General features: G+C 61.9%; 24 protein-coding genes. 10 read left to right on the top strand and 14 right to left on the bottom strand.

Annotated features, from left to right (window positions below; all coding sequences use genetic code 11):
* The first annotated feature begins 44 nt into the window (after positions 1-44).
* Positions 45-956 (top strand): TerC family protein, encoded by a 912-nt coding sequence (locus tag I6E81_RS08165; RefSeq protein ID WP_197106830.1) that lies wholly within the window; start codon positions 45-47, stop codon positions 954-956.
* 104 nt (positions 957-1,060) lie between these two features.
* Here the strand turns inward: I6E81_RS08165 and I6E81_RS08160 are convergent, their stop codons facing one another.
* Positions 1,061-1,708 carry a heme oxygenase (biliverdin-producing) gene (locus I6E81_RS08160; protein ID WP_197106829.1) on the bottom strand — a complete coding sequence of 216 codons (648 nt, stop codon included), beginning with the start codon at positions 1,706-1,708 and terminating at the stop codon, positions 1,061-1,063.
* Positions 1,709-1,840: 132 nt separating this feature from the next.
* Between I6E81_RS08160 and I6E81_RS08155 the strand changes: the two genes are divergently transcribed.
* Positions 1,841-3,328, top strand: coding sequence for an MFS transporter (locus I6E81_RS08155; RefSeq protein ID WP_197107214.1), 1,488 nt, complete (start codon positions 1,841-1,843; stop codon positions 3,326-3,328).
* Here I6E81_RS08155 and I6E81_RS08150 read toward each other — a convergent pair.
* The 3 genes from I6E81_RS08150 to I6E81_RS08140 all read right to left on the bottom strand — a co-directional run bounded on the left by I6E81_RS08150 (position 3,325) and on the right by I6E81_RS08140 (position 4,885).
* Positions 3,325-3,924, bottom strand: coding sequence for a hypothetical protein (locus tag I6E81_RS08150; protein WP_197106828.1), 600 nt, complete (start codon positions 3,922-3,924; stop codon positions 3,325-3,327). The genes I6E81_RS08155 and I6E81_RS08150 overlap by 4 nt on opposite strands.
* Before the next feature lie 44 nt (positions 3,925-3,968).
* Positions 3,969-4,376, bottom strand: coding sequence for a DUF4383 domain-containing protein (locus I6E81_RS08145; protein WP_197106827.1), 408 nt, complete (start codon positions 4,374-4,376; stop codon positions 3,969-3,971).
* A gap of 101 nt (positions 4,377-4,477) precedes the next feature.
* A complete protein-coding gene (locus I6E81_RS08140; protein ID WP_197106826.1) occupies positions 4,478-4,885 on the bottom strand; it encodes a DUF4383 domain-containing protein in 408 nt (135 codons plus the stop codon).
* 249 nt (positions 4,886-5,134) lie between these two features.
* On the opposite strand from I6E81_RS08140, the gene I6E81_RS08135 reads away from it, so the two are divergent.
* Positions 5,135-6,214: a mandelate racemase/muconate lactonizing enzyme family protein gene (locus I6E81_RS08135; protein ID WP_307784126.1), complete on the top strand. Its 1,080-nt coding sequence runs from the start codon at positions 5,135-5,137 to the stop codon at positions 6,212-6,214.
* Between the two features lie 65 nt (positions 6,215-6,279).
* On the top strand, positions 6,280-7,041 hold the full coding sequence (locus tag I6E81_RS08130; protein ID WP_197106824.1) for a FadR/GntR family transcriptional regulator: 762 nt from the start codon (positions 6,280-6,282) through the stop codon (positions 7,039-7,041).
* A 19-nt stretch (positions 7,042-7,060) separates the two neighbouring features.
* Here the strand turns inward: I6E81_RS08130 and I6E81_RS08125 are convergent, their stop codons facing one another.
* The 5 genes from I6E81_RS08125 to I6E81_RS08105 all read right to left on the bottom strand — a co-directional run bounded on the left by I6E81_RS08125 (position 7,061) and on the right by I6E81_RS08105 (position 11,655).
* On the bottom strand, positions 7,061-7,972 hold the full coding sequence (locus tag I6E81_RS08125) for a carbohydrate ABC transporter permease (RefSeq protein WP_231603895.1): 912 nt from the start codon (positions 7,970-7,972) through the stop codon (positions 7,061-7,063).
* A complete protein-coding gene (locus I6E81_RS08120; RefSeq protein ID WP_231603894.1) occupies positions 7,959-8,915 on the bottom strand; it encodes a carbohydrate ABC transporter permease in 957 nt (318 codons plus the stop codon). Before I6E81_RS08120 ends, I6E81_RS08125 begins: the two co-directional genes overlap by 14 nt.
* A 26-nt stretch (positions 8,916-8,941) precedes the next feature.
* A complete protein-coding gene (locus I6E81_RS08115; protein WP_197106823.1) occupies positions 8,942-10,324 on the bottom strand; it encodes an ABC transporter substrate-binding protein in 1,383 nt (460 codons plus the stop codon).
* A gap of 68 nt (positions 10,325-10,392) precedes the next feature.
* Positions 10,393-11,307: an amidohydrolase gene (locus I6E81_RS08110; RefSeq protein ID WP_197106822.1), complete on the bottom strand. Its 915-nt coding sequence runs from the start codon at positions 11,305-11,307 to the stop codon at positions 10,393-10,395.
* Between the two features lie 48 nt (positions 11,308-11,355).
* Positions 11,356-11,655: a DUF2470 domain-containing protein gene (locus I6E81_RS08105; protein ID WP_197106821.1), complete on the bottom strand. Its 300-nt coding sequence runs from the start codon at positions 11,653-11,655 to the stop codon at positions 11,356-11,358.
* 71 nt (positions 11,656-11,726) lie between these two features.
* On the opposite strand from I6E81_RS08105, the gene I6E81_RS08100 reads away from it, so the two are divergent.
* A complete protein-coding gene (locus I6E81_RS08100; protein WP_197106820.1) occupies positions 11,727-13,763 on the top strand; it encodes a heavy metal translocating P-type ATPase in 2,037 nt (678 codons plus the stop codon).
* 29 nt (positions 13,764-13,792) lie between these two features.
* On the opposite strand, the gene I6E81_RS08095 is transcribed toward I6E81_RS08100, so the two are convergent.
* Together I6E81_RS08095 and I6E81_RS08090 are read right to left on the bottom strand one after the other, a co-directional pair.
* Complete coding sequence (locus I6E81_RS08095; RefSeq protein ID WP_197106819.1) at positions 13,793-14,071, bottom strand: hypothetical protein; 279 nt, start codon at positions 14,069-14,071, stop codon at positions 13,793-13,795.
* A 134-nt stretch (positions 14,072-14,205) separates the two neighbouring features.
* Positions 14,206-14,964 carry an SDR family oxidoreductase gene (locus I6E81_RS08090; RefSeq protein WP_197106818.1) on the bottom strand — a complete coding sequence of 253 codons (759 nt, stop codon included), beginning with the start codon at positions 14,962-14,964 and terminating at the stop codon, positions 14,206-14,208.
* Positions 14,965-15,075: 111 nt separating this feature from the next.
* Between I6E81_RS08090 and I6E81_RS08085 the strand changes: the two genes are divergently transcribed.
* The 5 genes from I6E81_RS08085 (at position 15,076) to I6E81_RS08065 (ending at position 19,779) form a co-directional block, all read left to right on the top strand.
* Complete coding sequence (locus I6E81_RS08085; RefSeq protein WP_197106817.1) at positions 15,076-16,089, top strand: LacI family DNA-binding transcriptional regulator; 1,014 nt, start codon at positions 15,076-15,078, stop codon at positions 16,087-16,089.
* Positions 16,090-16,110: 21 nt separating this feature from the next.
* Positions 16,111-17,082, top strand: coding sequence for an aldo/keto reductase (locus I6E81_RS08080; RefSeq protein ID WP_197106816.1), 972 nt, complete (start codon positions 16,111-16,113; stop codon positions 17,080-17,082).
* A 28-nt stretch (positions 17,083-17,110) separates the two neighbouring features.
* The gene (locus I6E81_RS08075; protein ID WP_197106815.1) at positions 17,111-17,977 is read left to right on the top strand and encodes an amidohydrolase; all 867 of its coding nucleotides are present in this window, start codon (positions 17,111-17,113) and stop codon (positions 17,975-17,977) included.
* Positions 17,978-18,102: 125 nt separating this feature from the next.
* Positions 18,103-18,426 (top strand): L-rhamnose mutarotase, encoded by a 324-nt coding sequence (locus I6E81_RS08070; protein ID WP_197106814.1) that lies wholly within the window; start codon positions 18,103-18,105, stop codon positions 18,424-18,426.
* A gap of 36 nt (positions 18,427-18,462) precedes the next feature.
* Positions 18,463-19,779 carry an L-fuconate dehydratase gene (locus tag I6E81_RS08065; RefSeq protein WP_197106813.1) on the top strand — a complete coding sequence of 439 codons (1,317 nt, stop codon included), beginning with the start codon at positions 18,463-18,465 and terminating at the stop codon, positions 19,777-19,779.
* Here the strand turns inward: I6E81_RS08065 and I6E81_RS08060 are convergent.
* From I6E81_RS08060 to I6E81_RS08050, 3 genes are read right to left on the bottom strand one after another with little or no spacing between them, the layout of a single operon-like run.
* The gene (locus tag I6E81_RS08060) at positions 19,743-20,126 is read right to left on the bottom strand and encodes a hypothetical protein (RefSeq protein WP_197106812.1); all 384 of its coding nucleotides are present in this window, start codon (positions 20,124-20,126) and stop codon (positions 19,743-19,745) included. The two genes, I6E81_RS08065 and I6E81_RS08060, sit on opposite strands and share 37 nt — an antisense overlap.
* Positions 20,126-20,563: a hypothetical protein gene (locus I6E81_RS08055; RefSeq protein WP_197106811.1), complete on the bottom strand. Its 438-nt coding sequence runs from the start codon at positions 20,561-20,563 to the stop codon at positions 20,126-20,128. The genes I6E81_RS08060 and I6E81_RS08055 overlap by 1 nt, the downstream gene beginning before the upstream one ends.
* On the bottom strand, positions 20,560-21,072 hold the full coding sequence (locus tag I6E81_RS08050; protein WP_197106810.1) for a hypothetical protein: 513 nt from the start codon (positions 21,070-21,072) through the stop codon (positions 20,560-20,562). The genes I6E81_RS08055 and I6E81_RS08050 overlap by 4 nt, the downstream gene beginning before the upstream one ends.
* Positions 21,073-21,094 lie beyond the last annotated feature (22 nt).

Below are 21,094 nucleotides of genomic sequence, written 5' to 3'. Positions count from 1 at the left end.
AGGCGCACTCTCCCAATTGCGGCCCTCTAGTGGAGAATTGACGAATGGAATTCTCCTTCGCCTTCACGCCTGACCTCATCGCGGTCTTTCTCACACTCTTCGTCCTGGAAATTGTGCTCGGCGTCGACAACGTCATCTTCATTTCGATCCTCGCATCGAAACTGCCGAAAGATCAGCAGGCGAAGGCTCGCAACCTCGGCCTCACCCTCGCGATGCTCATGCGAATCGTTCTCGTGCTCTTTGCAGGCTGGATCATCACCTTGAAAGACGAAATTTTCGTCATCGGTGAGCTTGGCTTCTCGTGGAAAGACATCATCCTCATTGCGGGTGGCGTTTTCCTGGTCTACAAGGCCGTAACGGAAATACACCACAAACTTGAAGGCGACGAAGAGCACAGCTCTGGCGGAGGCAGGAAAGCGGTCACCTTCGGGTCAGTCATCGCGCAGATTCTGGTTCTCGACCTCGTCTTTTCGCTCGATTCCGTCATCACGGCAGTCGGTATGACAGAAAACCTCGTCATCATCATCACTGTGGTTGTGCTGTCGTTCGGCATCATGCTCTTCGCGGCCCGCTTTATCTTTACCTTCGTGAACCAGCATCCGACAGTGAAGATGCTGGCCCTCTCGTTCTTGCTCCTCATTGGAGTCTTCTTGATCGCCGAGGGATTCGGGGTCTACATCGACAAAGCTCTCATCTACGCGCCGATGGCGTTCGCGATTCTGGTCGAAGCTCTCAACTTGATAGTTGCGGCCCGGCGAGCGAAACGCGAGGAGCGTCGCCAGCGCCCCGTGGGCCTGCGCCCGCGGTACGCCGATGTCGACGAGTCGATCGCGGTGCACACTGCTCTCGAGGGCCGTTCCAGCGCCGGGTCGGTAGGGCTGTCAAAGAAGCCCGTTGAGGGATCCGTGGATTCCGAGACTGACGGCGTTCGCGATGAGCGCTCGGGTCTCGGATAGCGCTCAGGCCTCGGACAACGCTGCGGCCGCAAGTGCAGGCAGTAGGGGAGAACCCTGCCCCAAGCGGGCCATGCCGGTTCGGCGACACGGCCCGCGCGGCGGGGCTAGGCGGCCGCTTTTGCGCGCGACAGGTCGATGAACAAGTCCGTGTTGAACTTGTAGGCGGCGAGTACTTCGTTAATGACGCGGTCACGCTCGGCGTCATCCCACTCGACAGCATCGAGCTGGTCGCGATACGTGATTTTGAACTCTTTGGGCTTGGCGATCTGGTCGAAAAGGTAGAAGCCGACACCGTTGGTTTCGAACCCGAACTGGCGCTGCATGAGCGTGCGGATGACTTGGCCACCCGAGAGGTCGCCGAGGTAGCGCGTGTAGTGGTGGGCGATGAATCCGCCAGCCCAGTCCTGGGCAGCAACTTCGCGCACGCGGGCCGCATAGGCGGCGGCGGTGGGGAGGGGAGCGATCTGGTCGCGCCAGTCGGCGCCGATCAGAAACTCGAGGTCCGCTTCGATCGCGGGCAGGCGCGTGAGCTGCGAGGTGATGAAAGGCGCGGCAACGGGGTTGCTGGCGAAATGGTCAGCAGCGGCTTCAATGGCTTCGTAGATGAAGTAGTGCTGGGCCACCAACGCGATGTAGTCCTCGCGGGTTCCCTTTCCCGTCATGAGGTCTTTCATGAAGTCGGCGCCTTCGCTGTCTCCGTGGCTCGACCAGGTGCGCTCACGAAGTGCTTGCGAGAAAGGAATTACAGCCACGGGGTCTCCTAGAAGGGGGGTTAGGTTACCCTCACTCTAGCGAAGGCGAATTGGGCGAAACATCATCCGAAAGTTGGGTATTCGGCGGGACTGTATCGTGAGCACGTGAGTGCAACTGAACAACCCCGGGTGATGGCAACGACTAAGCAGTGGTTGGCGCTGGGGGTGCTGATGCTGCCGACTCTGTTGGTGTCGATCGACAACACCGTACTGAGCTTTGCCCTGCCGAGCATTGCCCGCGATCTACGCCCGAGCGCGGTTGTTCAACTCTGGATTGTTGACGTCTATCCGCTGGTGCTGGCCGCACTGTTGGTGGGGATGGGCAACCTTGGCGATCGCTTTGGCCGCCGTCGGCTGCTGCTCGTCGGCGCTTCGGGGTTCGGCATCGTTTCGGTGCTCGCGGCCTTCGCTCCCGACGCGACGTCGCTTGTTCTCGCTCGCATTCTGCTGGGCGTCTTCGGCGCGATGCTGATGCCCTCGACGCTGTCGTTGCTTCGTTCGCTGTTTGCAGATCGCCGTCAGCGGCGCCTCGCGATCGCGATTTGGGCCGCCGGGTTCTCGGCGGGTTCTGCCATCGGGCCACTCGTCGGGGGAGTGCTGCTGGAGAACTTCTGGTGGGGATCGGTGTTTCTCGTCGCCGTGCCGTTCCTGCTGCCGCTGCTGATCTTCGCGCCCGTTTTGATTCCCGAATCGAAGGATCCCACCCCCGGGCCGTTTGACCTGGGCAGCATCCTTTTGTCGATTCTCACGCTCGGCCCGGCGGTGTACGCGATCAAAGAACTCGCTACCGAGGGCGTGGGAGTGCTGCCCATTGCCCTGTTAGCAATTGCGGCGCTGTCCGGCGTCTTCTTTGTGCGCCGGCTGCTGGGGCAGGCCAACCCCATGCTCGATATGCAACTCTTTCGCGTGCCCTCCTTCAGTGGTGCCGTGCTCGTGAACCTCGTGAGCGTCTTCTCGTTGCTCGGTCTGCTTTTCTTCCTCACTCAGCACCTTCAGCTTGTGGAGGGATTGAGCCCGTTCGACGCTGCTCTCGCTCTGACGCCCGGCATTCTCGTGATCATTGTGGCGGGGCTCGTTGTGGTGCCGCTCGTGCGTTTCGTGCGGCCGGGCTATCTGATGGCGGGCGGCCTCACGCTGTCGCTGCTTGCGTACGGCTCCATCGCGCTGACCGGTAGTGATGCCACGGTGCTGAGCTACATCGTGGCGTTCTGTGTTCTCGGTGCCGGAATCGGTTCGGCCGAGACCCTCTCGAACGACCTCATCATTTCGAGCGTGACGCCAGACAAAGCGGGGGCGGCATCCGGAGTCTCAGAGACCGCCTATGAACTTGGCGCAGTGCTGGGAACCGCGGTATTAGGCAGCATTTTGACTGCGTCGTACCGTTCGACGATCGACGTTCCCCAGGGACTGAGTGCTGTGGATGCGACCGCCGCGCGTGAAACGTTGGGCGGTGCCGTAAAAGTTGCGTCCACGCTTCCCGGAGGGCTTGGCGAAGAACTGTTGGAGTCAGCGCGTCACGCCTTCGATTCAGGCGTAGTGGCCACATCGTGGGTTGCCGTCGGCCTCATGGCTGTTGCTATCACAATCACTCTGGTGACCTTGAGGTCAGTGCGGAGCTAGTGACCTTCGTGGCTGGGAAGGTCGAACATGTCGTCAACGCCTTCGTCAGTGCCCTCGTCAGTGGGAACATCGCGCTGCGGAGTGAATGAGCCATCGTGTTCGCCATGGGGCTGGGCATAGATTCCAGCCTCCGTGGCAGCAAGAGCAGGGGTCGTCAGGGCAGCGACTGCCAGGGCGCCAACCGTGAGAGCGATGAGGTAGCGTCCAGCACTGGGTGCTGACGTAGTGGCGTTCGAGCCTTCACGAGTTCGACGAGAGTGGAGCGCTAGGGTGCCCGCCACAAAAAGCTGGAACAGGGCGGCGATTCCCCACGGCACGACATCCAGGGACGCACCGAGCGCCGGATTCTGGAAGACGGATGCTGCGGTAAGCAGCAGGCCCCAGGCAACAAGCGGCGTCACCGCTACGACCATGGCGATGCGCACAAACGGCAGTGTGTCGCGGGTGAAGGCCAGAATGCCCCACCCGAACTCGACGACACCAAGAATGGCGAGAGGGATGCCCAGCGCGAGAGGGGAACCGATCACGAGTGCAACATGGATTAGGCCGGTGCCTACTGCGGCAAAAGCGATCCAGGTTCGGGTAATTGCGGACATGACGGTTCTCCTCTCGGTGCGTGATCTGGGACTAGTGGTGCGAGTTATGCGGTGACGCTAGATGCACGCTTGTCGGCACCGAGGCCAACTGCAAGCAGGACGACGGCGCTGGCAAAGTGCAGCACGTTGTCAGCAGCGTTCAGGGCCAAGATGTTTAGCGCAGAACCTACGAGAAAGAGACCGAGGAAGCCGAGCGCCAAGTAAGCAAAACCGACTACGGAGTTCACGGTTCGGGCAGCCTTCACGTTGGAGAGGCCAGCCAGCAGCAGGGCAGCTCCAATAAGGAGGTGGGCCACGTTGTGGAAGATGTTCACTTCGAACAGGCCCAGCAGCAGTCCGCCCTCAGTGGCGAAGAATCCGACACCGTTCGTGACGGTGAAGCCGAGCAGTCCGACGAGAATGTAGACCGCGCCGAAAACTGTTCCCAGCAGGCGGTTAGGTGATTTAGTCATTACGGTGCCTCCTTTGCGCAAACCTTGTGTTCGCGCGGTTGACTCTTATTCGTAGCCCTCGCCGAACTGGTTTGGAGCGCGAATTAGTGAGTCGGAGAGGATTACGCGCTCACGCCGGTCACACGGCTGTCGGCACCGATGCCAACGAGTAACAGCACGACGGCGGCCGCAAAGTGCAGAACGTTGTCGGCGGCATTGAGCGCCAGAACGTTGAATTCTGACCCGACGAGCAGCAGCCCGGCGAAGCCAAGGATGAGAAGGGCAAAGCCCAATCCGGAATTGACCGCGCGCGCCGCAGTCCGGTTCGAGAGCGCTGCCAGCACCAGAGCCGCGCCAACCACTAGGTGGATAACGTTGTGGAAAACGTTCACTTGGAACACGCTGGCGAGCATTCCGCCCTCGGTCGCGAAGAAGCCAGCTCCGCCGCTGACAGTGAAGCCGAGCAGACCAAAGAGAACAAAGAATGCTCCGACGATGGCTCCGAGCATGCGGTTGGGTGATCGGGTCATGATTGTTCCCCCTTGTGCGCACACTAGGTGAGTGCGCATCGTGTGCTCTCTATTCGTAGTCGCTTCGAGCAACGCGCGCTAGGGGGAGGGGGAGGTGAATTTTCTTCCCAGCCCCGCTAGAACATATGATGTATGCTGTTTACGTTCAGTGGTTCACTGCGCACACAGCGATCATCAAAGGCGAAGATGAAGATTACCGGCTACCGCTGCCTCAGCAGCGTCCACAACTGGGGGCGGCCAGTAGGCGACGTGAACGGATTCGTTGCCTCGGGCGTCACCGAGTTTCCGATCGTCTTGCTCGAAACTGACGTCGGCATCACCGGGGTCGGCACCGGTTCGCACCGCGACCTCGCCCACATCTTCCCCGCCATTGAAGGTCAAGACCCTCGCGCGGTATCGGCCTTGTATGACCGGATGCTCGCCCAAGTCTTCAAATCAGGTCACGGTGGAGCCACATTCGGCGGCATCGGCACCTTCGACATGGCGCTCTGGGACATCAAGGCCAAAGCTCTCGGCGAACCACTCTGGCGATTGCTCGGGGCGCGCGACAAATTCGTGCCCGGCTACGCCTCGGGTCTCGACATTGCGCTCGACGATGATGCTCTTTCTGGCTTCTACTCAATGATGGCCGAGCGAGGCTACACCGCTGGAAAGCTGAAGGGCGGCCGAGACCACGAGGATGACATCCGTCGCCTTAAGCTTGTCGAAGACGCACTGAGCGTCAATGCCCGCAAACCCGGTCTCATGCTTGATGCGAATGAATCGTGGAACCTCAAGCAGGCGGAACGATTCATGGCCAAGATCGAGAACGAACTTGATCTCGCGTGGATCGAAGAACCGTTGCGGCGCTGGGATGCCGCTGGTCACGCCCGCTTAAGTCGCTCCATCCGCGCCGCTGTTGCCACCGGCGAGAACCTCACGGGGCTTGAACAGTACTCGCCACTCTTCGACGAGGGCGGAATCGACATCGTGCAGGTCGGCAGCGTGTGGGGCATCACTCATTTCCTCCGCGTGGCGCACGCCGCGCACAGCCGCAACCTTCCGGTTAGCCCGGTAGGGCTGACCCTGAACCCCGCGTTGGCAGCCGCCGCCGCAGCCGTGCCCAACCACCTCACCGCTGAAGTGCAAGACGTGAACGCACCCTTCGGTGTCACGATCGATCAAGAGTTCATCGATGGCGGAATTGTCGTGGGGGATACTCCCGGCGTCGGAGTCTCCATCGACGAAGAGGCCATTGCTTCGCAGGCAACAACCCACGCAGGATGGTTGGCGCCCGGCGGCCCCCACGTGCGTTCCGAGCGAGCAGGACTGCGGCTCGTTGGCGAATAGTCCGGCGCAATGCCGGGCGGTGTGCCACAGACCGGAGCGAAGATACGCTCCCCTATGCTGGGTGAATGGATCCTGTGAGTGCCGATGACGCTGCGCCCAAGTGGCTGGCCAGTGGTGAGGTCGCCCGTGCGCCGGCTGCTCGCCTGGGAGTTGCCGTCGTTCGCGAGCTCGTAGATTCGATCGTCACCGAGAAGGTTCCCTCGGGCACCACCCTGCCTCCCGAAGGCACCCTGAGCTCACACTTCGGCGTGAGCCGCACGGTTATTCGTGAGTCTGTAAAGCGGGTTGAAGAAAAGGGTCTGGTGACCGTCGCACAGGGTCGCGGAACCACCGTCAACCCGGCAAGTGCGTGGAACATGCTTGACCCGGTCGTGCTGTCGTCGCTCGTCGACAATGACGACACTCTCGGAGTGCTCGACGAACTCGCGGTAGTGCGCGGAAGTCTTGAATCATCAATGGCCGGTGCTGCTGCCACGCGCCGCACTGACGACGACCTTGCTGCCCTTCGTGCCCTTGTGGAACGTATGGAAGCGACCCTCAGCGACGCCGAAGAGAACAACCAGGCAGACGCAGAATTTCATCGCCTCGTGATGGAGCAGTCGGGCATCCGCTTGGCCGCAAACATCACGGGAATCCTTTTCGACCGCGCGCTCTCAAGCAACCGATTTGTGGGTGAGCGCGCCGATGAAGGCTCACTGCGGGTCACGCTCGCCGAGCACGTTGCCGTCTTGGATGCCATCGAGAGCGGAGACAGCAAAGCCGCGTCTGAAGCGATGGCTACCCACATCTCGCGCGCGTGGCTGCGTCGCCGCCCCACCGCATCCTGACTTTCGGTCGCTGCAGGGCTTAGCCCTTGGTGCCGCCCGCGGTCATTCCGGTGACGAGGAAGCGCTGCGAGAACAGGAACAGGATCAACACGGGCGCCACCGACAGCAGTGTTCCCAGCGCCAAAACCGGCAGCTCAATCGTCGTTGAGCCCGCATTGGTGGGGTTGAACTGCGGCACGTTGGCGAGCATTTCTGCGAGCCCGACCTGAATCGGTGCACCCTTGCCCGGCACGGTCACGAAGGGCAGGAAGTAGTTGGTCCAGTTGGCCACGAAGCTGAAGAAGCCGACCAATGCGATCACGGGAACGGCAAGCGGCATCGCGACCTGGGTGAAGACCCGGAACTCTCCGGCACCATCGAGGCGGCCGGCATCCAAGAGGTCACGCGGCACCGTGGTGGAGAAGTAGATGTAGGTCAGATAGACGCCAAACGGAAAGAACGAGTACGGCAGGATGACGGCCAGCGGTGACCCAATGAGGTCGACTGCGCTGAGCTCGAGAAAGACCGGCAGCACGAGGGCGGTGTTGGGGATGAGCATCACGATGAGCGTGGTCGCGAGCAGGAGCTTGCGGCCCTTGAACTCGGTGAGCGCGAGCGCGTAGCCACACGGGATGCTGATCACGAGAGTGAGCACGAGGGCCGCTCCGGAGTAGAGCGCGGAGTTGCCGAGCCAGGTCCACACGAGCCCGTCTTGGTAGGCCACGAGACTTGCCCAGTTCTCGGCCAAGGTGCCAAAGCTGCCGAACGAGAACGGGAAGTCGAGCAGCAGCTGTCGGGCATCCTTCGTCGGGGCAAAGAGCAGCCAGACGATGGGGATCACAAAGAACGAGACGAAGATGACCGTGATGGACGCACCCAGCACTCGCCAGAGCCACTGGCCGGGGCTGCGTTCACTGCGACGTGCGGTGAGTGAACTGTTAGTCGCGCTCAAAGAGACCTCCACGGAAGACAAAGAAGCTGCTCAAGCCCAGGGCGACTGCGAGCAAGACGAGCGAAATCGCTGCCGAACCGTTGAAGTCGTTTTGCTTGAACGCATAAAGGAAAGCGAGTTGGTTGAGCGAGTAGTCCTGAGGCACAACGCCCTTGCTCGCGATGGAGAGAACGCGCGGCTCCACGAAGAGCTGGGTTCCTGCCGCGAGGGAGAGGATGGCCATGTAGGAGATCCATTTGCGCAGCAGCGGGATTTGGATGTGCCAGGCCATGTTGATGGGGCCAGCGCCGTCGATGCGGGCGGCTTCCATAATCTCCGAAGAGATGTTGTTGAGAGCGCCGTACATGATGACGATCCAGCCGCCGGCGCCGGTCCAGAACGCGATGATCGCGAAGATGACGGGGAGCTGATCGACACGTACAACCTGCACGAACGAGTCGAAGCCGAAGGCGTCGAGAATGAAGGAGACGGGGCTCACGGCGGGGTCGAGCACGAACAACCACAGCATGACGCTGGAGGCTCCGGCGAGGGCGCCCGGAATGTAGTAGAAGAAGCGGATGCTGGTCGAGAGCCAGCGGGTTTTGATGGCGTGGGTGATGATCGCGAGTAGAACGACGATGATCACGAGCCCCACAAGCCAGACGGCAACGAAGAGAGCAACGTGGCCGAGGGCGGGCAAGAAGCGGTAGTCGCTGAAGATTTTGGTGAAGTTGGAGACGCCCGCGAAGCTGCCGTTCTTCGTGAAAGCCAAGTAGATGGCGTAGATGGCTGGCAGCACACCAAACGCGATCAAGAAGAGGGTGTAGCCGCTGGAGAAGGCCGCCCCCACTTGCGCTTGTGAGCGCGAAAGTGAGGGTGAGGCCGAGCCGCGGGGGGACCGCTGCCGACTCGTGCGAGAGTCGGCAGCGGCCTTAGTCGTGGATGTCACGGTCGTGGATGTCACGTGTCTCCTGGGTAGAGGTGTGGCGGTTACTGAACTTGGTAGCCGACGACCTGCGCTTCATTCTGCATCTCTTGCTGCCAGGCATCCGACAGCTCTGCAATCGACTTGCCTTCGGCTAGACCCGGAACGATGATCTTGGCGTAGGAGGTTTCGATACTGAAGTCGGGGTAGCTCCACCCGCTCCAGACGGAGGTGGCGGCAGCGTTCATGGCTCCCGTGAAGTCTCCACCGAAGAAGCCACTTGATTCTTGGTCGGCGAGCCACGATTGAGCAGCGGCGTCGTAGGCGGGAAGTCCACCCGTGCCGGCTACCGCTGCATCGCTGGTGATGAATTCCATGAAGGTTTCCACCGCGTCGAGGTTCTCGGAGTGGCTCGAGGCGTACCAAACACCGCCGCCGATGTTGCCGGTGACTGCTTCTTCGCCTTCCCACACGAGTGGCGCAGCAGCTGCCCAATCGCCAGCAGCAGCGTTGATGTTGCTGGGATTCTGGATGAGCGCTCCGGCGTACCAAGCGGCTCCGGGCGTCGCGAGCAACTTGTCTGACTGCTCAACGAATTCGGCGCTGAAGAGGCTGTCGGAGATGAGCGAACCGTTGTCGTGCATCGTGTCGAGCATGGCCGTCACTCGCTGCGAGTTCGGGTCTTGCAAATCTGAATTGAAGGTGTCGCCATCGAGCTGGAAGATGGGAGCTTGGCCAGCCCAGTAGTAAACGTAGGGGCCAACGAAGGAGTCGCCGATGGAGCCGAGAAAGTAGCCCGGGTTCTCGTCAGCGAGTTGGGCGCCGAGAGCTTCGTAGTCTTCCCACGTGGTCGGAACGTCGTAGCCGAGTTCGTTGAAGAGGCTTTCGTTGTACCAGAACAGAACCGGGGCGAGGTCGTTACGCAGGCCGTACACGGTGCCATCGACGGTCACGGGGTCGAGCGCGCCGGCGGTGAAGCCGTCGAGGAAGTCTTGCTCGAGATAACCGTTGTTGAGGGGTGCAGCGAAAGCTTGGTTGCCGTTGGTCTCTTGCGCGGCCCACGAAGCGTCATTGGTTTGGCTGGAGAAGACGGCGTCTGGCCATCCTTCGCCGGCCTGATCGGCGAGCGAGATCTTGGTCTTCAAGGTTCCGGATGCTCCGGCCGAGCCATCGTCGATCACGAGGTCGACATCAATCTCGGGGTGAGCCTCAATGAAGGCTTCGACGGCGGACTGGCGGGCGGCATCCGCCCAGATGGTGATGGTGGAGTCGGCGACTTGTTCCGCGGCGGCGAAGCCGTACTCGTCGTTGAATTCTGCGGATTCGCTGCTGCAGCTAGCGAGGAGTCCGAGCGCTGCGAGGGTTGCTACGGCAGTAAGAAAGCGGCGTGATCGCTGGGGGCCAAAGTGCTGTGGTGCCATGTCGGTGGTGCCTTTCTGGGTCGACATCGTTGACGACTAGCCGCAGATTGCGGTGAGAACAGTAGATCATACGTGTGACGTTTGCGCAATAAGCTCTACCGGGGGAGAGAATCCCCGTTCTCTGAGCCGGGCTGGCCAAGGCGCGGGGCAAGCCGGTACACGGTCGAAGCGGTGCCGCCAGCGACAGCAGCGCGCCCCGCACTATCGAGGTCGGCGAAGATTTCGGAGAGGGCGCTCCACGTGCGGCTGTAGCCGCCCGCGAGAATCGACACAGGCCAATCGCCCCCAAACATCAGTCGGTCGGTGCCGAAAATCTCGAGCGCATCGTCAACAAAGGGGCGGATGAGGTCGACCGTCCACTGCTCCATGTCGCCCGCTGCGGGATAGAGCCCCGACACCTTCGCGGAGAGCAGAGGGTTCTCGGCAGCGCTCGCCAAGAGCGACCGCCACTCGCGGCGCTCAGCGGTGGTGCCACCGATGGGCGGTTTGCCGAGATGATCAAGCACGATGCGCAGTGTGGGGTGCCGTTCGCCGATGCCGGGCAGATGCATGAGGCTGGCTGGGCTGCCAGTGACGTAGTCGAAGGTGAGGCCGGCGGCTTCGATCAACGCGAGGGTCGCGTCTGGGGTGGGCTGCGTGATCCACGCGGGGTCGGGGCGCGTGTGCAGGAGCGAGCGAATGCCGACGATGCGGCGATCGGGCTCGTAGCTGGCCAGGAGTTGTGCCGCGGCATCCGCATCGTCGAGGGGAACCCAGCCAACGATGCCGGTGACGATCGGGTTTCGGTCAGCGACCGCGATCATGTTGGCGGTGTCTTCGGCGTTATCGGCAGCCTGAACCAGAATGATCTGGTTGATCCCCGCGGCGTTGAGCGCGGGGGCGATCTCGGGGACGTCGATTTCGCGGAACAGCGGGCCGTCGATTGGCCACGAGTATTCGGCCCGTTCGAGGTTCCAGACGTGCACGTGCGAATCGACGACAGGGCTGGTCGGTGCGCTGGGCAGAATCATTCGCACAGCATCCCACCTTGCGGGCAGATCACCAATCGCGAGGGCTGGCTAGTGGGGGCGAGCCGGCACGCCGAGCTTTTCACACGCAGCATCATAGAGCTTCACGATCTCGTGGCGGATCTCCGCGCGCTCGGTGATCTCCGTGCTCCACGGCACGGTCACGTGATGTTCGATGCCGTCGACATCCGAATACTGCCACGTTCCCTCGGTGCCATCGAGCGACACCATGGCCGCAGAAATGGCGGAGGATTCCGCGAAGGCTCGCACAATGAGCAAGTTGTCATCGTTGTGGTCGCTGTTCATATGGGCGAGTACTGCGGACACAATTTCTTCACTGAAAGTAGTCACGACTCTACGGTAGCTGGGAGTCGCCGGGTTTGGGGTTGCTCCATACCCTAGAGGGGTATAGCGTGGCGCCCATGGATGGAATGACCGAGCACGACACGCAGACCTCCCACAAGCAGCACTCTGGCCACTCTGGCCATAGCGATCATGTCGCGCAGTTCCGCCGCCTGTTCTGGATCATGCTGGTGATCGCGGTGCCCGTCACGGGTTTCAGCATGATGTTTTCCGAGATCATCGGCTACACGATCCCGGATGTCGCGGTGTTCCACTGGATCTCGCCAGTGCTCGGAACGGTCATGTACTTCTGGGGCGGAAAACCCTTCCTCACGGGCGGCTACTCTGAGCTGAAGTCGCGCAAGCCCGGAATGATGCTGCTGATCTCACTGGGCATCACGGTCGCGTATGTCGCCTCGCTCGCATCCACTCTTGGCCTCATCGACCAAGCCCTTGAGTTCTGGTGGGAGCTCGCGCTTCTGCTCGTCGTCATGTTGCTCGGCCACTGGGTCGAAATGCGGTCGCTGGCTCAGACCTCCAGCGCACTCGATTCTCTTGCCGCTTTGCTTCCGGATGAAGCGGAGAAGGTTGAGGGGGACGACTTCGTCACCGTGCCGCCGTCTGATCTCGTTGTGGGCGATGTCGTCATCGTGCGTCCCGGCGGACGAGTACCCGCCGACGGCGAAGTGATTGACGGTTCAGCCGAGGTTGATGAGTCGATGATCACGGGAGAGTCGCAGCCGGTTTCGCGCGGCGAGGGCGACCGCGTTGTGGCGGGAACCGTGGCTACCGATAACTCGATCCGAGTGAAGGTCACCGCGATTGGCGATGATACGGCGCTCGCGGGCATCACCAAGCTCGTTGAAACGGCGCAAAACTCCTCGTCGCCCGCCCAGCGCATTGCCGACACCGCCGCCGGCTGGTTGTTCTGGTTCGCTCTCGGTGCCGCAGCGATCACCGCGACCGTGTGGACTCTCGCGGGCAGCCCGGATGACGCGATCGTGCGCACCATCACGGTGCTTGTCATTGCGTGCCCGCACGCTCTTGGCCTTGCCATCCCGCTCGTTGTCTCGATCTCTACTGAGCGCGCGGCTCGTGCCGGAGTGCTCGTGAAAGACCGCATCGCCCTCGAAACAATGCGCAAGGTCGACACCGTTCTCTTCGACAAGACGGGAACGCTCACGAAGGGCGAGCCCGCCGTCACTCACGTCGCGGCGGTCGGGGATGCGAGTGAAGATGACGTTCTTCGACTCGCAGCCGCTGCTGAGAACGACAGTGAGCATCCGCTGGCTAAGGCGATTGTGACCGCCGCGAAGGAGCGCGAACTTGAACGAGTCGGAGCTTCGAACTTCAGCTCATCGAGCGGAGTTGGCGTCGAAGCTTCTGTCGATGGTGCGACGATCAGCGTTGGCGGGCCGAGCATGTTGCGCCAGCACGACCAGCAGCCAATCGATGTAACGACCGAGTGGGCGGCAGACGGCTCGATCATTCTGCACGTGCTCTCTGACGGTCACGTGATCGGGGCAATTGAGCTCGCGGATGAAGTGCGCGAAGACTCGCGCCAGGCGATCGATGCGCTGCACGCGCGGGGCGTCACGGTCGTGATGATCACGGGAGATGCGGATGCCGTGGCACAGTCGGTGGCCGCTGAACTCGGCATCGACCGGGTGTTCTCGGGCGTGCATCCGGAAGACAAAGCCAGCAAGGTTGCCGAACTGCAGAAGGCGGGCGGCACCGTCGCAATGGTCGGTGACGGCGTGAACGATGCGCCAGCGCTCGCCCAGGCGGATGTCGGAATCGCGATCGGCGCCGGAACAGACGTGGCCATCGCCTCGGCCGGTGTTGTGCTCGCCAGCGACGACCCGCGCTCGGTACTCGCCGTGTTCGAACTCTCGCGCCGCAGCTACGCCAAGATGCGCCAAAACCTGTGGTGGGCTGCCGGCTACAACCTGATCTCGGTTCCGCTCGCTGCAGGCGTGCTCGCCCCCATCGGGTTCGTGCTGCCGATCTCCGTCGGGGCGCTGCTCATGTCGGCTTCGACCGTGGTCGTTGCCGCGAACGCGCAACTCTTGCGTCGCCTCGACCTGCGGCCAGAAGCGGTTATCGCCAAGGACTGAGTCAGTGCTGCGCTAGGTCGACCGCGCTGTCAGACGAATATCGGCAAGCCCGGGGCTGCGTGGGCTATCGCGGTGAGAACGCCGAGGATGATCAGGAGTGCGCCCAGCATCCCAATGTAAAGCGGGGATGGCGCGAGCGGAGAGCGGGAGTTGTAGCTGGGGAGCCACTCCTCGGTGGCCAAAGTCCATAAAGCGAAGAGGGGGCGACGCGCGATGACAAGGACAATGCCGGCCACGATCAAGCCGATGATCAAGAGAATCTGATCCCACGTAAGACCATTCGTGTAGCTGGAAACCTTTCGCCGCATTCTCGAGTGGGACGTCGTGGCTCGCGAGCAGGCATCCGACCTCAGTAGTACCAGAAAACGAACCCGAGAGATACCCAGAAACAACTGTTGGCACCCACCGACGAGGATGGATGCCAACAGTCTGCGCGTGAGCTCTAGCGGCCCATCCACCCGCCATCCACGTTGAGGATGGCGCCCGAGACGTAGTCGGAGGAGCGCGATGCGAGGAACACGGTGGCACCCGCGAGGTCGCTTCCGACGCCCCAGCGACCGGCGGGGATGCGGTCGAGGATTGCCTTCGAGCGGTCGGGGTCGTCTTGCAACGCCTGGGTGTTGTCGGTCGCGATGTAGCCGGGGGCGATCGCGTTCACGGTGATGCCCTTGCCAGCCCACTCGTTGGAGAGTGCCTTGGTGAGACCGGCGATGCCGGACTTTGCTGCCGTGTAACCGGGCACGTTGATGCCGCCCTGGAAGCTCAGTAGCGATGCGGTGAAGATGATCTTGCCGCGGCCACGTTCGATCATCGAACGAGCGATGGCTTGCGTGAGCGTGAACTGGCTCGACAGGTTCACCTGAAGTACGCGATCCCACAGTTCAGTGGGGTGCTCGGCGGCGGGGGCGCGCTCGATGGTTCCGGCGTTGTTGACGAGGATGTCCACGTTGCGGGTCGAGAGTGTCTCGCCCAGCGCGGCTACGGCATCCGGGTTGGCAAAGTCGCACGCAATGCCCTCGAAGGTGCGGCCATACGAGGTGACCGCCTTTTCGGTGTCGCTGCCCGAGGCTTCGATGGAGGCGCTGACGCCGATGATGTTCGCGCCAGCAGCGGCGAGTGCCTCGGCCATGGCGAAGCCGATTCCGCGTCGTGCGCCCGTGACGACCGCGGTGGTTCCGGTGAGGTCAAACATGCCGTTCATGGGGTTGGCTCCGTTTTCGATCGTGATGCAGCGGGCGGCAGTGACCGGTAAGGGATTTGATCTGGTCAATCGACTTACCAAAGCCGGGGTGCACTAATACACTAGGCAACTATGGCCACTTTGAGTGATGTTGCAGCTCGTGCCGGGGTCTCCATCTCAGCGGTGTCTCGGGTATTGAGCGATAAGCCCGGCGTGCGCGTGAGCGTCGCAACGCGTCAGCGAATTCACGACGCGGCTAAAGAGCTCAACTATCGCCCCAACTTCACCGCCCGCGCCCTCAAGTCGTCGCGCACCCATGCGGTCGGTCTCGTCGTTCCCGGCGTCACGAACGCCATCTTCTCCGAACTTATGCGTGGGGTTGAAGAAGAAGCGAGGGCGAAGGACTACATGGTGCTGATTGCCAGCACCGAACGACTGCCCGAGGGCGAAGAGTCGATTCCGCGCCTCATGGGCGAGGGCCGGGTAGACGGGGTGATCGTGCAATTCGGCGATCATCTCAGTGGTGACGACCTGCGCACCGTGACCGAGAGCGGCCTGCCCGTCATTTCTGTCAACGCGATCAACCCGGGCAGCGGCGGCTCAGTTCGGCTCGACGACGAAGCAGGGATGCGGTTGGCAACGCAGCACCTCATCGAGCTGGGGCATACCCGCATCGGCTATGCCGGCGGCCTGCCCACCTCAGAGTCGGGCCAGCGGCGGCTCGCCGGTTTTCGTGACGCCATGGCCAGCGCATCCCTCGCTATCGACCCCGAACTGGTCACCGATTTCGGCTACTACCCGAAGGATGGAGTGCAGGCCCTCACCGCGATGGCTGAGGCTCCAGCGTGCCCGACGGCGGTCGTTGTCGCTAACATCAACGCAGCGCACGGTGTGCTTTCCGAAGCACGACGGCTGGGCATCCGCGTTCCCGAAGAGCTGTCAATCGTTGCGATGCACGACACCTGGACTGCGGAGATTGCCTGGCCGCCCCTGACCTGTGTGCGCATGCCGTTGTACGAACTTGGCCGCAACGCCATGGCAAACCTGTGGGACTACATCAACTCAGGAACCGCCGAAAACCGAGTAATCGCCGATCCAGCACCGCAGCTGATCGTGCGCGAATCCACTGCGCCGCCCGCGCACTAACACTCCACGGAGGAGCCAACAGTGAAAACCAGATCAACTCAGCGTGGACTTGAACTGACCGAGATTGGCCTCGGTGCCGCCCAGCTCGGCAACCTATACCGCGAAACCACTGGCGTCGAAGTGAAGGAGGGCGTCGCTGCAGCGTGGAATGCCGGCGTGCGCTATTTCGACACAGCGCCGCACTACGGGCTTGGCCTGTCTGAGCGCCGCCTTGGCGAACAACTCCGCGCCCATCCGCGCGACGAATATGTGATTTCAAGCAAGGTAGGAAAGCTGCTGGTCGACAATCCCGGCGGCGAAACCCAGATGGATGACGAAGGCTACGCCGTGCCGGCCAGCATCAAGCGGCAGTGGGATTTCAGTCGCGATGGCATCCTGCGCTCGGTTGAATCCTCGCTCGCCCGCACCGGACTCGACCATTTCGATGTGCTCTACCTCCACGACGCCGAGAATCACTTCGAACAGGCATCAACCGAGGGAATCGGCGCCCTTATCGAACTGCGAGAGCAGGGGATGGTGAAGGCTGTCGGTGCCGGCATGAACTACGCCGAGCCCCTCGCCGAACTCATTCGTCGCGCCGATATCGACCTTGTCATGTGTGCCGGTCGTTTCACTCTTATCGATGACAGCGCGCTCGCCGATTTGATGCCTCTTGCTCTCGAACGCCGCGTCGGCGTCGTCGTTGCTGGCGTCTACAACTCGGGGCTTCTTGGTCGCAATCGTCCAAGCCCTGATGCGACCTTCGACTACGGTCCCGTTCCGCCGGCGATTCTTGAGCAGGCCAATCGCGTCGCCGACGCGTGCGAAGCCCACGGCGTCACGCTTCCCGAAGCGGCTATTGCTTACGTGCTGCGGCATCCGGCGGTCGTCTCCGTTGTTGTGGGAGCCCGTGGCGGCGCACAAACGCAGTCGAACATCGATCGCTACGCGGCCACCATGCCCGAGGGGCTGTGGGCTGACCTTGAAGACGCCGGCTTGATCGCCGCGCTCTAGAACTGACGACGACAGGGAGCGAATTGCCGTGACATTTCCCATCATCGACGCCCACCAGCATGTGTGGGACCCCAACCGTGCGCACTACGACTGGATGGGCGATTCGCTCGAGCCGATCAACAAGAAGATGACCCTCGCCGACCTTCTTCCTGAGTTGCGCACTGCCGGGATTGACTACACGGTGCAAGTGCAGTCTGCCGACAATTCGGATGACACCCGGTTGATGATGGAGTCCGCCGCCGCCCACAATGAAGTGGCAGCGATTGTGGGATACGTGCCACTCGAGCGGCCGGAGCAGGCAGCACGCATTGTTGAATCCTGGAAAGACGACACTCGCATGGTGGGAGTGCGCTGCCTCGTGCACAACCAACCTGACCCCGAGTGGTTGCTGCGGCCCAACGTCGACGAGGGGCTCACGGTGCTTGAAAAAGCAGGGCTGACCTTTGATGTGGTCGCTGAGTCGCCCGAGCTTCTCGCCCTGTTGCCCGAACTGTCGCGGCGGCATCCGGAACTCAAAATGGTTGTTGACCATTTGGGCAAGCCGCCCATCGACCTTGATGAGCGCGAGCCGTGGTGGACTGCGATCGCAGAGGCGGCCGAGAACCCCAACGTGTTCGCGAAGGTGAGCGGTTTGTATTCCGCGAGCGGTGATCTTGCCGCGTGGACGGCCGACAGCGTGCGCCCGTTCTACGAGCGCGCACTCGAAGTCTTTGGGCCGTCACGGTTGATGTATGGCGGAGACTGGCCGATCTCCATATTGGCCGGCGGGTACCGGCGTGTGTGGGCCGGAGTTTCTGCGCTTCTTGAAGGTGTGGATGCTGCCGACCGAGAAGCGATTCTTGGGCGCACTGCTGCGGACTTCTATTCGATCGATAGCGCCAGAATCGGCTTCTAGCGCTCGTTAGCTGACGGCCAATTTCGTTGCGCTGGCCGGGTGGTCCTCGCAATGCTTGCACATGACCGCCCCTAGGTATAACGTTTGATCAAGCATCGAACGACGCTGTGGGAAGAGGGAAAACTGTGAAACGAGTAGCTCAGGTGATCGGTCTTCCGCCCGAGAGCCGCGAGGAGTACGAGCGGTACCATGCCGCCGTGTGGCCGACGATTCTCGACCGTCTCGCTTCCAGCAACATCCACAACTATTCGATCTACCGGCACGGCGATCTGCTGTTTTCATACTTCGAGTACACCGGCGACGATTATGACGCTGACATGGCGGCCATCGCGGCCGACCCTGAGACGCAACGCTGGTGGGCGATTCAGGAGCCCCTTCAGCGACCCGTGGATGACCGCGCCGAGGGCGAGTGGTGGAAAAAGCTCCCCGAAGTTTTCCACACCGACTAATTCGATTTTGGTTCTGATCAAGGAGCACCTTTCACGATGACCGCCATCACCAGCGTCGACGTCTATGACGTGCGTTTTCCGACGTCGCTCACCGCCGATGGCTCAGACGCCATGAACAAAGATGGCGACTACTCGGCCGCCTATGTTGTACTCCGCACCGACGAAGAGGGCGTCGCGGGCTACGGCTTCACCTTCACTATTGGTCGAGGCAATGACATCTGTGCGCTCACTGCTGAACAGCGGGCTGCACCGCTTGTTGGCCGGGATGTCGATGAGATTGTCGGTGACCTCGGCGGCATTTACCGCGAGCTGAAGTCTGATTCGCAACTGCGCTGGCTTGGACCAGAAAAGGGTGTCGAGCACTTGGCGATGGCCGCCGTGATGAACGCCGTCTGGGATCTTGCTGCGCGTCGCGCGGGTAAGCCGCTGTGGCGTTTGCTTGCCGATATGACTCCCGAGCAACTCGTCGACACCGCCGACTTTCAGTACCTCACCGACGCCCTCACTAAAGAGGAAGCGATCGCGATGCTGCACGAACTCGCTCCTACCAAAGAGCAGCGCATTGTCGCGCTCACCGAGTCGGGCTACCCCTGCTACACGACGAGTGCCGGCTGGTTGGGTTACTCCGACGAGAAGCTTCGCCGTCTCTGCCAGGAGGCCGTGGATGCTGGCTACCGCCACATCAAACTGAAGGTCGGCGCGAACCTCGACGAGGACATCCGTCGCTGCGGTATCGCCCGCGAAGTGATCGGTGCCGACGCGAAGCTCATGATCGACGCCAACCAGGTGTGGGACGTCAACGAGGCTATCGACTGGGTGAAGGCCCTCGCCGAATTCGACCCGCTCTGGATCGAAGAGCCGACGAGCCCGGATGACGTGCTCGGCCACGCAGCAATCCGCAAGGCCGTCGCCCCGATCGGTGTCGCCACGGGAGAGCACGGCATGAACCGTGTGCTCTTCAAGCAGATGTTCCAGGCCGAAGCCATCGACTTCTGCCAGCTCGACTCTGCCCGCCTTGCCGGCCCGAACGAGATCATTGCCGTGTACTTGATGGCCAAGAAGTTTGGCGTTCCGGTCTGCCCGCACGCTGGTGGCGTTGGCCTCTGCGAGCTTGTGCAGCACCTCTCGATCTTTGACTACGTCGCCGTGTCAGGCACGCTCGAGAACCGGGTAACCGAGTTCGTCGACCACCTGCACGAACACTTCGTTGACCCCTGCATCGTCGAGAACGGCGCCTACCGGGTGCCGATGGCTCCGGGCTACTCGGCCCAAATGCACGAGTCGTCGGTCGCCGAGTTCTCGTTCCCGGCAGGGAGCTACTGGGCGGGGGTCGCCGCGTCCGTCGCGTCGTAGGCGCGGGGGCGGGGGCGCCGCAGGATCACGCCGGTCTCATCGTGCACGAGCGGGAGTTCGTACCGTCGGCTGCTGATCGTGTTGTAGCCCGCACCAGCTTCTAGCTTCCCTCGGGCCTCTACTCGGTTATAGCCGTAAAGCTGCATCCACCCGAGAGCGAGTCCACTCACTATTGCAAGCGTGACTCCGACGGGATACGCAACGGGAACGCCTTGCGTGCCGACGACAGTCAGAGTGAGCCCGACGGCGGAGAGAGCAACGCACACTGTGATGAATTGAACCGCGCGTCGATGAAGGCGCCGCGCGCTTGTTCCGGGCACGAGTGGCATCCGTCGAGCTTTAAGCATCACACCCACGCTTTCCACGTGCGGATCACGCGAGAGGTGCGGCGCGCCATCCACTTGTCGAGCTCGGGCTCGGCGCCGGGCGCTCCGAGCAGCGTGGGGGAGAGGAAGCCGAGATACGGGCGCGTCTGGAGTTTCACCACTCCGAGCTGCCCGAAGGTTTCAATCTGCTCCGCAATCTCGGCCACCTGGGCGTCGATGCCGCCGGGTTCGGTGTTGCTTTCGAAGACGAGATCGGGGCCGGCCTCAAGAACGTAGCCGCCGTCAGAAACCACGGTCACAGAGATGTCGACAGCGTCGGGCGTGGGCGGAGTGAAGTCAACCGTCGCCGTAAATGTGTTGAGAAATTGCGGATGCACGACGACCTCAATTGTCGGAAAGCGGGCGGCAATCCGCTCGGCCACCTTCTCGGCAACGGGTGCGGCAATGTTCGTGGTCACTTCGGCAGCTCCGGTCCGTTAGGGATCAACTCGATTCGGCCGCGACCCTGATGGCGGTTCCACGGAAGCCACGTCGCTGAAATGCGAAGCACGCCCCGCCCACCATGACGCTCCCACCCCACTCGGGTTTTTAGGCCGCGCAGGTTCTGGGTCCCGTAACCCGCCGGTCCGCCGACGCCATACTGGTACCTCATTAGGGCGTTCACGAGTTCCGGCAGTGTTGCATCGGCCGAAATTTCTATTCCGCGTTGCCTCACCCCGTCGTCGTTCAGGTAGGTGCGCAGACGCTGCGCGAGTTCGGATGGTTTCGACTCACCGCTGACGTCCACTTCGATCGAGACGCGTTCTCCGTGGGCGGTGATGGTCAGCGTGCGGCCGAGTGCATCAAACCCCTCGTACTCTTCGTTGACAACGTCGATCGCTTCAACGGCAAGACAGGCAGCTTCGATGGTGAGAAACATCGAAAGGTCACCGTTCTCATCGAGAACGATCGGGAGCGTTGCATCCATCACGACACGTTCTCTTGAGACT

Origin of the sequence: Salinibacterium sp. NG22 (assembly GCF_015864925.1) — a bacterium.
Lineage (GTDB): Bacteria > Actinomycetota > Actinomycetes > Actinomycetales > Microbacteriaceae > Rhodoglobus.
The sequence above is the reverse complement of the archived record's forward strand: the minus strand, read 5'-3'. Positions and strand labels throughout refer to the sequence as shown.

Excerpts from the sequence above, each read along its gene's own strand:
- I6E81_RS08165 (WP_197106830.1), top strand. The coding sequence starts at position 45 with ATGGAATTCTCCTTCGCCTTCACGCCTGACCTCATCGCGGTCTTTCTC.
- I6E81_RS08155 (WP_197107214.1), top strand. The coding sequence starts at position 1,841 with ATGGCAACGACTAAGCAGTGGTTGGCGCTGGGGGTGCTGATGCTGCCG.
- I6E81_RS08150 (WP_197106828.1), bottom strand. The coding sequence starts at position 3,924 with ATGTCCGCAATTACCCGAACCTGGATCGCTTTTGCCGCAGTAGGCACC.
- I6E81_RS08145 (WP_197106827.1), bottom strand. The coding sequence starts at position 4,376 with ATGACTAAATCACCTAACCGCCTGCTGGGAACAGTTTTCGGCGCGGTC.
- I6E81_RS08140 (WP_197106826.1), bottom strand. The coding sequence starts at position 4,885 with ATGACCCGATCACCCAACCGCATGCTCGGAGCCATCGTCGGAGCATTC.
- I6E81_RS08130 (WP_197106824.1), top strand. The coding sequence starts at position 6,280 with ATGGATCCTGTGAGTGCCGATGACGCTGCGCCCAAGTGGCTGGCCAGT.
- I6E81_RS08115 (WP_197106823.1), bottom strand. The coding sequence starts at position 10,324 with ATGTCGACCCAGAAAGGCACCACCGACATGGCACCACAGCACTTTGGC.
- I6E81_RS08110 (WP_197106822.1), bottom strand. The coding sequence starts at position 11,307 with ATGATTCTGCCCAGCGCACCGACCAGCCCTGTCGTCGATTCGCACGTG.
- I6E81_RS08100 (WP_197106820.1), top strand. The coding sequence starts at position 11,727 with ATGGATGGAATGACCGAGCACGACACGCAGACCTCCCACAAGCAGCAC.
- I6E81_RS08095 (WP_197106819.1), bottom strand. The coding sequence starts at position 14,071 with ATGCGGCGAAAGGTTTCCAGCTACACGAATGGTCTTACGTGGGATCAG.
- I6E81_RS08090 (WP_197106818.1), bottom strand. The coding sequence starts at position 14,964 with ATGAACGGCATGTTTGACCTCACCGGAACCACCGCGGTCGTCACGGGC.
- I6E81_RS08085 (WP_197106817.1), top strand. The coding sequence starts at position 15,076 with ATGGCCACTTTGAGTGATGTTGCAGCTCGTGCCGGGGTCTCCATCTCA.
- I6E81_RS08065 (WP_197106813.1), top strand. The coding sequence starts at position 18,463 with ATGACCGCCATCACCAGCGTCGACGTCTATGACGTGCGTTTTCCGACG.
- I6E81_RS08060 (WP_197106812.1), bottom strand. The coding sequence starts at position 20,126 with ATGCTTAAAGCTCGACGGATGCCACTCGTGCCCGGAACAAGCGCGCGG.
- I6E81_RS08050 (WP_197106810.1), bottom strand. The coding sequence starts at position 21,072 with ATGGATGCAACGCTCCCGATCGTTCTCGATGAGAACGGTGACCTTTCG.